The 9,569-nt window shown below is 65.2% G+C and carries 8 protein-coding genes and 1 pseudogene; 2 read left to right on the forward strand and 7 right to left on the reverse strand.

Annotated features, from left to right (window positions below; translation table 11 throughout):
* Positions 1 to 27: 27 nt before the first annotated feature.
* The 5 genes from ACPZMI_RS00490 to ACPZMI_RS00510 all read right to left on the reverse strand — a co-directional run bounded on the left by ACPZMI_RS00490 (position 28) and on the right by ACPZMI_RS00510 (position 6,068).
* Positions 28 to 1,440 (reverse strand): amino acid permease, encoded by a 1,413-nt coding sequence (locus tag ACPZMI_RS00490; RefSeq protein WP_426351455.1) that lies wholly within the window; start codon positions 1,438 to 1,440, stop codon positions 28 to 30.
* Positions 1,441 to 1,603: 163 nt separating this feature from the next.
* Positions 1,604 to 3,862, reverse strand: a complete 2,259-nt coding sequence (locus ACPZMI_RS00495; RefSeq protein WP_426351456.1) for an ATP-binding protein — start codon at positions 3,860 to 3,862, stop codon at positions 1,604 to 1,606.
* Positions 3,859 to 4,632, reverse strand: coding sequence for a substrate-binding periplasmic protein (locus ACPZMI_RS00500; RefSeq protein ID WP_186665260.1), 774 nt, complete (start codon positions 4,630 to 4,632; stop codon positions 3,859 to 3,861). The genes ACPZMI_RS00495 and ACPZMI_RS00500 overlap by 4 nt, the downstream gene beginning before the upstream one ends.
* Before the next feature lie 4 nt (positions 4,633 to 4,636).
* Positions 4,637 to 5,353 (reverse strand): response regulator, encoded by a 717-nt coding sequence (locus ACPZMI_RS00505; RefSeq protein WP_186711618.1) that lies wholly within the window; start codon positions 5,351 to 5,353, stop codon positions 4,637 to 4,639.
* A 70-nt stretch (positions 5,354 to 5,423) separates the two neighbouring features.
* Complete coding sequence (locus tag ACPZMI_RS00510) at positions 5,424 to 6,068, reverse strand: TetR family transcriptional regulator C-terminal domain-containing protein (RefSeq protein WP_186711617.1); 645 nt, start codon at positions 6,066 to 6,068, stop codon at positions 5,424 to 5,426.
* 97 nt (positions 6,069 to 6,165) lie between these two features.
* Here ACPZMI_RS00510 and ACPZMI_RS00515 point away from each other — a divergent pair, with 97 nt between their 5' ends.
* Together ACPZMI_RS00515 and ACPZMI_RS00520 are read left to right on the forward strand one after the other, a co-directional pair.
* Positions 6,166 to 6,906 (forward strand): enoyl-CoA hydratase-related protein, encoded by a 741-nt coding sequence (locus tag ACPZMI_RS00515; RefSeq protein ID WP_288376840.1) that lies wholly within the window; start codon positions 6,166 to 6,168, stop codon positions 6,904 to 6,906.
* Positions 6,907 to 7,249: 343 nt separating this feature from the next.
* The gene (locus ACPZMI_RS00520; protein WP_426351457.1) at positions 7,250 to 7,798 is read left to right on the forward strand and encodes a lipocalin family protein; all 549 of its coding nucleotides are present in this window, start codon (positions 7,250 to 7,252) and stop codon (positions 7,796 to 7,798) included.
* A 10-nt stretch (positions 7,799 to 7,808) separates the two neighbouring features.
* Here ACPZMI_RS00520 and ACPZMI_RS00525 read toward each other — a convergent pair whose 3' ends face one another.
* Positions 7,809 to 8,315, reverse strand: a complete 507-nt coding sequence (locus ACPZMI_RS00525) for a methyl-accepting chemotaxis protein (protein WP_426351458.1) — start codon at positions 8,313 to 8,315, stop codon at positions 7,809 to 7,811.
* A gap of 30 nt (positions 8,316 to 8,345) precedes the next feature.
* Positions 8,346 to 9,164 (reverse strand): annotated as a pseudogene (locus tag ACPZMI_RS00530) (PAS domain-containing protein); the annotation flags it as partial.
* Between the last annotated feature and the right edge of the window lie 405 nt (positions 9,165 to 9,569).

Below are 9,569 nucleotides of genomic sequence, written 5' to 3' on the forward strand. Positions count from 1 at the left end.
AAAAAGGCCAGTGGTTTCAGCGAAGATTCAAACCCCAGGCGCCGTCGGCACCAAGGTCTGCGAACGCTTGCGGTTGATCACGAAGTACGCCAGGTAGCACAGGGCAATGAAGCCAAAGCCCCAGTACAGCGACGGCCTCTGCGTTTCATCCAGTGCCAGGAACACGAACAGCGAGCTGCACAGGGTGATGCACAGCAACGGGATCAGCGGGTACAGAGGCGCGCGGTACTTGATGTCCTCGAGCTTGCCGCCCTCGCGCAGGAACGTACGGCGGAAGCGGTATTGCGCCAGGGCGATGACGATCCAGGTCACGGTCCCGGACATCCCGCTCACCGCCATCAGCACCATGAACAAGGTGTCGGCGGCAATGAAGCTGGTCATCAGCGACACCAGGGCAAAGCACAGGGTGATGCTCAGCGCACGCAGCGGTACACCGCGCGAGCTCAGTGGCGACAGGCTTTTCGGTGCCATGCCGCTCTTGGACATGGCCCAGAGGATGCGCGTGGACGCGTACAGCCCGGAGTTGCCCACCGAGAGAATGGCGGTAAGGATGACGAAGTTCATCAGGTCGGCCGCGTACGGGATGCCGACCATGTCGAACACCTGCACGAACGGGCTTTCCATCAGCCCGGCCTGCTGCCACGGCACGATGGCCGACAGTACCGCGATGGCCAGCACGTAGAAGATCAGTACGCGGAACACCACGTTGCGCACCGCCCTTGGGATGCTCTTTTCCGGCTGGTCGGTCTCGCCTGCCGCCACCCCCATGATCTCGCAGCCCTGGAAGGCGTAGACCACGGTCATCATCACCGCGAATACCGCTGGCAGCCCGTTGGGGAACAGCGAGTCGCCAACCAGGTTGTCGAGCATCGGCGCCGGTGCGCCGCTGGTCAGCGGGATGGCGCCGAAGATGACCAGGATGCCGACGATGATAAAGCCCAGGATCGCCGCCACCTTCACCCCCGAGAACCAATATTCGGCCTCACCGAACGCCCGGGTGGCCAGGGCGTTGAGACCGAACAGCACGGCAACGAACAGCGCCGACCAGTACCAGATCGGCACCTCGGGGAACCAACGGGTCATCAGCATGCCGGCGGCGGTGAACTCAAGGCCCACGGTGGTGGCCCAGCTCATCCAGTACACCCAGCCGATCATGAAGCCCGTGGCCGGGCCGATGTATTTCGTCGCGTGGGCCTGGAACGAGCCCGATACCGGCATCTGCACCGAGAGCTCACCCAGGCAGACCATCACCAGGTACATCAGCAAGCCTGCCACCAGGTAAGCCAGGATTGCGCCCATCGGGCCACCCTGGTTGATGGTCACCCCGGAGCCCATGAACAGGCCGGTGCCGATCACGCCGCCCAACGACAACATGAAGATATGCCGGCTCTTGAGCGCGCGAGTGAGGTGGATGCCTTTGCGTTCGGAGGGCTCAGACATGACGCACCTCCGCAATGGCGTTGGGCTGAGCTTTGGGACCTTTCATTATTCTTATCTCCAATAAGCCTGACGGACCGCGAACCACACGGTTGCCCTGGATTATTGGAAAGCGATGTAAGCGGACGTTGAAGCTGAAGATCGAAGATGTAAAAAGTCGTAAGAATTATGTACGACCGCTCTGCATCAGCCGTTCCAGCAACCTGCGTGCCTCGTCCAGTGCCCTCTGCAGGGGCTGCTCCAACCCTTGAAGCGCCGGGGCGTCCAGCGCCACCGCCACGGCCTCGACACGCCGCAACGCCGTGGCCAACCCGCACAACCCCAGCGAATCGCTGCTGCCGGCCAGGCGATGGGCCAGGTCCGCAGCCTGGGTGCAATCGCCGAGCCGCAGTGCATCGAGCAATGCCCCGCGTTGCTCGTCTAGCCCTTGGCGCAACACAGCCAACAGCCCCTGGACTTTCTGCTCCCCCAGCAACTGGCGATGGGTCTGCAGCAGGGCCAGGTCGAGGGCGGTGTCCGGGGCGGTCACTGTCGGCAGCGGCTCGACCTGCGCCAGTGCACGACGCAGGCTGTCCAGGCGCAACGGCTTGGCCAGCACCCCCTGCATCCCGGCGTCCAGATAGCCTCGCACCACGGCAGGCTGCACCCCGGCGGTCAGGGCCAGGATGCGTGTCTGCCGATTCGGCCCGGCGCCAGCACGCAGTTGCCGGCACAAATCGACACCGCTCATGCCCGGCAGGTGCACATCCAGCAGCAGCAGGTCGAAGGGTCGTTGCGCGCAGACCGCCAGCGCCTGCGTCGCATCCTCGGCGAAGCTGACACGGTGCCCGTCACGCTCGAGCAAGCCGCCCGCCACCTCGCGGTTGAGCGCCACATCCTCGACCACCAGGATCTCGAGGGCAGGCGAAAGCCCCTGGCTGGCGGACTCGGCGGCAACGTCGCGGCCCGCGGGCAGCTCCACCTCGAACCAGAAGCAACTGCCCTGACCTTCGCGGCTGTCCACGCCGATCCGACCGCCCAGGCGTCCGATCAGGTGCTTGCAGATCGCAAGCCCCAATCCTGTGCCACCGTAACGCCTAGCCACGGTTTCGCTGGCCTGGGTAAAACGCTCGAAGATCCGCGCCTGCATCGCCGGGGCGATGCCGATACCGTCATCACTGACCTGCACCCGCACCCACTGGCGCTGCGCCTGCAGCACTTGCACCTCAAGGCTGACCCGCCCGCCTTCGGTGAACTTGATCGCGTTGGCCAGCAGGTTGCTCAGCACCTGGCGCAAGTACTGCTCGGCGCCGAACTGGTGGGCAGCCAGCCGGGTATCGACATGGCAGTCCAGCTCGGTGCCATTGGCCGTGGCGCGGGGTTCGAGCAGCGTCAGCACCTCGTCGCAGAGCCGGCGCAAGGAGAAGTCCACAGGTTCGGGGTGGCTTTCGCCCTCTTCCAGGCGGGCAAAGAACAACACCTCGTTGAGGATCGCCGACAAGCCCTCGCCCGCCTTGTACAGCGCCTCCAGACGCCTGCTTGCCTGGGGGTCGAGGCTGCTGCCACGCAGCAACTCGGCCATGCCGAGAATACCGTTGAGCGGGGTGCGCAACTCATGGCTCATGGTCGCCAGGAAGCGCGACTTGGCCAGGTTCGCCGCCTCCGCCTCATCCTTGGCACGCGCCAGGCTTTCGGTGCGCCGCTCGACCATGGCTTGCAACTCGTCACGTTTGCCCTGCAAGGCCAGGCGGTCCTGCTCGCGACGGTCGATATCGCTCAGGATCGCCCGGCGCATGTCGTCCAGGGCATGGGCCACAGTATCGATCTCGTCCACCCGGGCCGAGCGGCGCTTGTCCAGGCGCAGCGGCTCCTGCCAGTGGCCTGCAGCGACACGCCGGGCGAACTCGGCCATCACCTGCAGATGGCGCGTGACCAAGCGATAGAACAACCCCGACAGCGCCACGGCCAAACCGCAGAGAAACACGCTCATCCACAGCAGGCTGGTCAGCCCGGTGGCGAACAGGCGCTGGTGCACCGCGCCCAGGTCGATGCTCACCTCCAGCGTGCCAAGGTGCCTCGTCGGCCCGGTGGGCGGCTGGAAATCCAGGGCGAAGCGCTCGATGCGCAGCGGCCCCGCAGGTTCTGCCTGGCCTTGCAGCAGTTGGAAGTCGCTACTGTCCAGCCGCACCCGTGCCACATCGGAGAAGTCCACCAACCCGCGCAACTGCACGTTGAGCTGCTCCTGGTCCAGGTCCCACAGGCTGCGCTCCAGGCTCGCCAGGTAACCGGCGCGGATCAGTTCCATGCGCGCGTCGATATCGCGCATCTCGCGGCGGTACTCGAAATACAGCTGCACGGCGCTGGCCAGCACGGTGAAGCACAGGCTGAACAACAGGATGAACAGCAGCAGGCGGCGCAGCAGGCCATCGGCACGCAGGCGGATCATCGTGCAGCTGCCGGTTGCGCGATCATGTCGCGGTAGGTCACTTCGCTCTGATGCAGCCAGTTGTCGATCTCACCGCGCTCGGTCATTTGCTGCAACTGCGCGTCGATCTCGTCCATGCGCAGGCTCAAGGGGCTATGGCGCGAGACTGCGACACGCAGGTAGTCGACACTCAGCGCCGCAGGCAGGGCCTGGATATCGCCCGCACCGGGCAGGTGCTCGACGAACAGCTCGCCCGTGCGCCGCTCCTGGATCACGAAATCGATGCGCCCGCGAATCAACTTGCCAAAATTCTGCTGGCTGGACGACACCCATTCGATGTTCTGGTGACGGGCAACGAAACGGTCGAAGGCCGGGCCGTAGCTTTCGCCGAACAGCAGCCCGCCGCGATAGCGGGCAAGATCGTCGAGCCGCTCGAAACGTACCGGCCGCTTGCGGTTGACGAACACCGCGACCTCCTCGCGCAGCACCGGCACACGGGAGAAGCGCATGCCTTGGTCACGTTGCTCGCTGCTGTAGGCCAGCACCACATCCACCCGCCCTTCGGCCGCGTCCAGCAGGCAGCGCTTCCAGTTGCCCAGCACCACGATCTGCACCTCCAGCCCCAGGCGTGCGAACAACTCGCGCACCACCGTCGGCGCCAGGCCCCGCACCTGCTTGCCATCACTCCAGGATACCGGCGGGTACACCGGGTAGTCGCAATAGCGCACCGGCTGCCCGGCGAACGCCGGCAGGCTCAACAGCCACAGGCCCAGGCAGCACAGGCCGCGCATGATTTCAGGCCGCCACGCTGGCGGTGAACAGATAGCCGGTGCCGTGGATGGTGATGATCAGTTGCGGTTCGGCCGGGTCGTCGTGCAACTTGCGCCGCAGACGGCCGACCAGCACGTCGATGGAACGGTCGTTGGGCACCCATTCGCGGTTGCGGATCTGGTCCATCAACTGGTCGCGGCTGAGGGTATGGCCGCTGTTGCGCAGGAACACGCTGAGGAGTTGAAACTCGCCATGGGTCAGCAGGGTTTCACCGCCCTGCGGGTCGATCAACCGGCGCCGGTCGCTGTCCAGCGCCCAGTCGGCGAACTGCTTGAGGCAAGGGCTGGCGATGGCGCCAGGGCGGCTTGCCTGGGCGTGGCGCACACGGCGGATCAGGTTCTTGGCCCGCGACACCAGTTCGCGCGGGTTGAGCGGCTTGATCACGTAGTCGTCGGCGCCGCATTCAAGGCCGACGATGCGGTCGATATCATCGTTGCGTCCGGTGATCAGGATGATGCCGACTTCCGAGCGCACCCGCAGCTCGCGGGTCAGGGTCAGGCCGTCCTTGCCCGGCAGGCGGATGTCGAGCATGACCAGGTCCACCGGCTGGCTGGCCAGGCAGCGCTCGGCCTCTTCGGCAGTGTCGGCGCAGCGTACGTCGTAGCCTTCCCGCGAGAGATAGGCCTGCAACAGGTCACGAATGAGCGGATCGTCGTCGACGACCAGTACCCGAGGTGTCATTGCGTGTGGTCTCTTCTTTGATGTTGTTCTGAAACCCGCGCCAGCAGCCTACCCGGTACTGAACGACCGATCAACAGCCTCCCGGCAGGCTGAAGCGTCGACGCCCACCCGCCTGCAGGCCATCGACCCAGGCCTCGCAGATCTGCACGCCCTGCTCCGGGGTGAAGGTGTTGGGGTTGAGCCCCGACTCAAGCCACAGGCCATCGAGCAAGGCGCTCAGGCTGATCGCGGCGAGGTCCGCGTCGAAGGCCTGCCAGCCCTCCTGCGCTGCCAGCGCCGCCAGCAGCGCGGCCAGTTCGTTGCGGTATTCGGAATAGGAATGGTCGTGCGCCTGGTTGATCGCTTCGGCGGTCTTCACCGCCCCCCAGAAGGCCAGCCAGGCGTCGAGCAACTGCGGGTCGAGCAACTCGGCGCAGAACGATCCGCGAAAGAACGCCGACAGGCGCTCGCGGGCATTGGGTGCGGCCTGGGCCATGGCCTCGCGCAGCAGGCCCATGACCCGCCCGGTCACGGCCCGGTAGGCCTCGGCGACCAGTTCGTCCTTGCCCGAATAGTGATGGCTGATCAGCCCCACCGACACGCCCGCCTCGGCGGAAATCTTGCGGATCGACGCGCCCTGGAAGCCATCGCGCTTGAGGCAGGCCAGGGTCGCCTGGACCAGGATGGCCTTGCGTTCTTCGGGCGCCATGCGGTTGTAGCGGGCTTCCTGGGTCATGCGGATTCTCGTCGCGGCGGGTTGGACTGAACGACTGTACAACAAGGCGCAGCGCGTGATAAACCCTGTGCTCCGGCCAATAACAAGAATGCCTGCCATGTCCGACCTGATCACCTGCGCCCTCGACCAGGGTTTGCTGACCCTGACCTTCAACCGCCTCGACAAGCTCAACGCGCTCAACAACGCGATGTACAGCGAACTGGACGGCCATCTGCAGGCGGCCAGCGAAGACCCGGCCGTCGAGGTGATCCTGCTGACCGGCGGTGCGACCTGCTTCAGCGCCGGCAATGACCTGCGCGACTTTCTCGACAACCCTCCACGTGATCTGGACAGCCCGGTGTTTCGCATGATGCGCACCGTGCTGGCACTGGACAAGCCGCTGCTCGCCGCCGTCAACGGGCCCGCCATCGGCATCGGCTGTACCCTGCTGCTGCACTGCGACCAGGTGCTGGTCAGCCGCTCGGCGAAACTGCGCATGCCCTTCGCCCCCCTGGGTGTATGCCCGGAATTCGGCTCGAGCCTGCTGCTGCCACGTCTGCTCGGGCATCAAAGGGCGGCGCGGCTGCTGCTGGCCAACGAGTTGCTCAGCGGCGAACAGGCACTGGCCTGGGGCCTGGCCAATGAGCTGCATGACGACGGCGAACAGTGCCTGGCGGCCGCGGTAGCGCTCGCCAGGCGCTTGCAAGCCATGCCCCAGCAGGCCCTGCGGATCAGCAAGCGCCTGCTCAAGGATGGACAGCGCCGGGAACTGGAGGAGACCGTAAAACGGGAGGCGGCATTGTTCATCGAGCGCCTGGCCAGCGAGCAAGCCCGCGCGGCGTTGCAGGCGTTGGTGTAGGAGCAGGCTGCACCCGATAGAAGCATTTCACCACCAGTCAGCACCTCCGGCAGCCGGGTGCCGAGCGTCGAGTTCGCCGCCCAGGTGACCACGCCCTTGCAACGCTACTTCGGCGCGCTGGTGTACGCCGGCACCCATCACATGGCGTTGCAGGCCTTGCAGGACGGGCGCGTCGATGCCGCCTTCGTCGCCAGCGCGCGCCGACGCCTACCTGGCCAGCCACGCCGAGTACGCCGGGCTAGAGCGAATGATGAACGCGGCACTGGAGCCACGCTGAAAGATTCAACTTTCACCAACGTCCGGCGTCCAAGCAGTGACAACACAGTCATTGCGGAGGTTATTCATGGCGATTCGCGCCACCTTGCTGATTCCCTGCCTGGCCTTGACCCTGGGCGCCTGTGTCGGCGCTTCGCCAGATAAACCGCCACCCAAGACCATGCCCGTCAATCTCGAGCAGTACCAGGGCAAATGGTACGAACTGGCACGCCTGCCGATGTTCTTCCAGCGTGACTGCGTGCAGTCCGAGGCCAATTACCAACTGCGCGAAGATGGCCAGGTCGATGTCACCAACCGCTGCCGTGACGAAGACGGTGAGTGGCAGCAGGCGACCGGCATCGCCCAACTGCAGCAACCCGGCCAGACCGACAAGCTGTGGGTGAGGTTCGACAACTGGTTCAGCAAACTGGCGCCCGATACCGCCAAGGGCGAATACTGGGTGCTGTACCACGATCCGGACTACCGCGTGGCCGTGGTCGGCCACCCGAATCGCGAGTACCTGTGGCTGCTGTCACGCACCCCGACAGTGAGCGAACGCACACGCAACCAGTTGCTCGAAGTCGCTCGCCAGCGCGGCTACGACACCCGCGAACTGATCTGGCGCCAGCCCGACTGAGGCCTGCGGCTCAGCGCAGGTCCTGGGTCACCTGTCCGACCGCCTGCACCACGCGGCGTGCGCCTTCCTGAATGTCAGTGATGGCGCTGCCCGCCTGGCCTGCGAGGGTCAGCCCGACCCCGGCCTGCTCGCGGCTGTTTTCGATCTCCACCACTGCCTGATCGGCCAGTTGCTGGTTACGCGCCACCACCGCGACGATCTCTTCGGTCGCCGCGCTGGTGCGCGCTGCAAGCTGGCGCACCTCATCGGCGACCACGGCAAACCCACGCCCCTGCTCGCCCGCGCGGGCCGCTTCGATGGCAGCGTTGAGCGCCAGCAAGTTGGTCTGCGAGGCGATGCTGCCGATGGTCTGCACGATCGAACTGATGACCACCGACTGCTTGCCCAGCGCCTCGATGGTGCTCGAGGCGCTGTGCATCTGATCGGCCACCGCCTGCATCGTCTGTACCGCTTCCTGCACCACGCTCGCCCCCTCGCGGGCACTGACGTCGGTGTTGCGCGACACCTCCAGGGCCATTTGCGCAGCGCGGCGGATATCCTGCTCCTTGCGCACCTGGTCGGTGATCACCGAGGCGAACTTGATCACCCGGCTGATCTTGCCTTCGGCGTCGTAGACCGGGTTGTAGCTGGCCTCCAGCCAGACTTCCTGCCCACGGCTGTCCAGTCGGCGGAAGCGCCCAGCGACATAGCGCCCGCTGTTGAGGGTCTTCCAGAACTCCGTGTAGGCCGGTGTCGCCGCTTCATCGGCCGGACAGAACAGGCGGTGATGCTGGCCGACCACGCGCTCCAGCGAATAGCCCATGGCCTCGAGAAACCGTTCGTTGGCCGTGACGATGTTGCCGCTCAGGTCGAACTGGATGATCGCCGTCGAGCGGAACAGCGCGTCGATGAAGGCTGTGTTCTCAAGGCGCTGACCGACCTCGGCGGACACCTCGCTGCCGTAGCCCTGCACATAGTCCAGGCGTCCGTCCTCGCCGCGCACTGGCAACCACTTCAGGCGTAGCCAGACCATGTGGCCGTCGGCGCGCAGGAAACGATAGTCGTCGGCCACCGGCTCCAGCCGTGATATGGCCTGGGTGAACTGCCGGTAGCAGGGCAAGGTTGTCACGTAGCCGGGGACGATATCGCTCAGCGGCCGCCCGATCAGCGCCCCGGAGGGCTGTGCAAGCGCGGCGGCACATGCTTGGTTGCAGGCGATGATTCTCAGGTTGGCATCCAGACGCAGGGCCAGGCTGCCTTGCTCCAGTTGCTCGAGCACCGCACGCAGGCGTTTGACCTCGGCCTCGCTTGCCGCGAGCCGAGCTTTGATTTTTCGATCGAACATGGGACACCTTGCGAACAGTTGTGTGGTAAAGCACTCACGCATCCTGCAAGCCAGCTTCCCTGGTGGCCGTCAGGCCCCGGATTCCGTGGGCCCGTCACTTTCAAACGAGAATGTGATGCAGCATCTCAGGAAAGACCGAGAGCCGCTATCAAAGTGCTATTAGCCGTTACAAAATAACGTTCTGATCCGATGAACGGTTGTGTGCCGTTGAGGGTTGGCTGGAGGGGGTTGGCTGGAGGCGGGTTGGGGTTGGGGTTGGCAGGTGTTCGCCGAAAGATTTTTAGTGGTCATGAGATCGAGCGCCGCCCGCGCGGCGCTTCGCGGGCAAGCCCGCTCCTACAATTTGTTTCGGGCCAATGAATCCTGTGGCATTTTCGCGCGCCCCTTTGGCGCACGGCGCGTTACCGAGTCGTACACACCAGGCGTCGCGCGCCTATGGCACAGGCA

This window comes from Pseudomonas wayambapalatensis (assembly GCF_049942315.1).
In the GTDB taxonomy this organism is placed as follows: Bacteria; Pseudomonadota; Gammaproteobacteria; order Pseudomonadales; family Pseudomonadaceae; genus Aquipseudomonas; species Aquipseudomonas wayambapalatensis.

Excerpts from the sequence above, each read along its gene's own strand:
- ACPZMI_RS00510 (WP_186711617.1), bottom strand. The coding sequence starts at position 6,068 with ATGACCCAGGAAGCCCGCTACAACCGCATGGCGCCCGAAGAACGCAAG.
- ACPZMI_RS00495 (WP_426351456.1), bottom strand. The coding sequence starts at position 3,862 with ATGATCCGCCTGCGTGCCGATGGCCTGCTGCGCCGCCTGCTGCTGTTC.
- ACPZMI_RS00525 (WP_426351458.1), bottom strand. The coding sequence starts at position 8,315 with ATGGCCCTGGAGGTGTCGCGCAACACCGACGTCAGTGCCCGCGAGGGG.
- ACPZMI_RS00500 (WP_186665260.1), bottom strand. The coding sequence starts at position 4,632 with ATGCGCGGCCTGTGCTGCCTGGGCCTGTGGCTGTTGAGCCTGCCGGCG.
- ACPZMI_RS00520 (WP_426351457.1), top strand. The coding sequence starts at position 7,250 with ATGGCGATTCGCGCCACCTTGCTGATTCCCTGCCTGGCCTTGACCCTG.
- ACPZMI_RS00490 (WP_426351455.1), bottom strand. The coding sequence starts at position 1,440 with ATGTCTGAGCCCTCCGAACGCAAAGGCATCCACCTCACTCGCGCGCTC.
- ACPZMI_RS00505 (WP_186711618.1), bottom strand. The coding sequence starts at position 5,353 with ATGACACCTCGGGTACTGGTCGTCGACGACGATCCGCTCATTCGTGAC.
- ACPZMI_RS00515 (WP_288376840.1), top strand. The coding sequence starts at position 6,166 with ATGTCCGACCTGATCACCTGCGCCCTCGACCAGGGTTTGCTGACCCTG.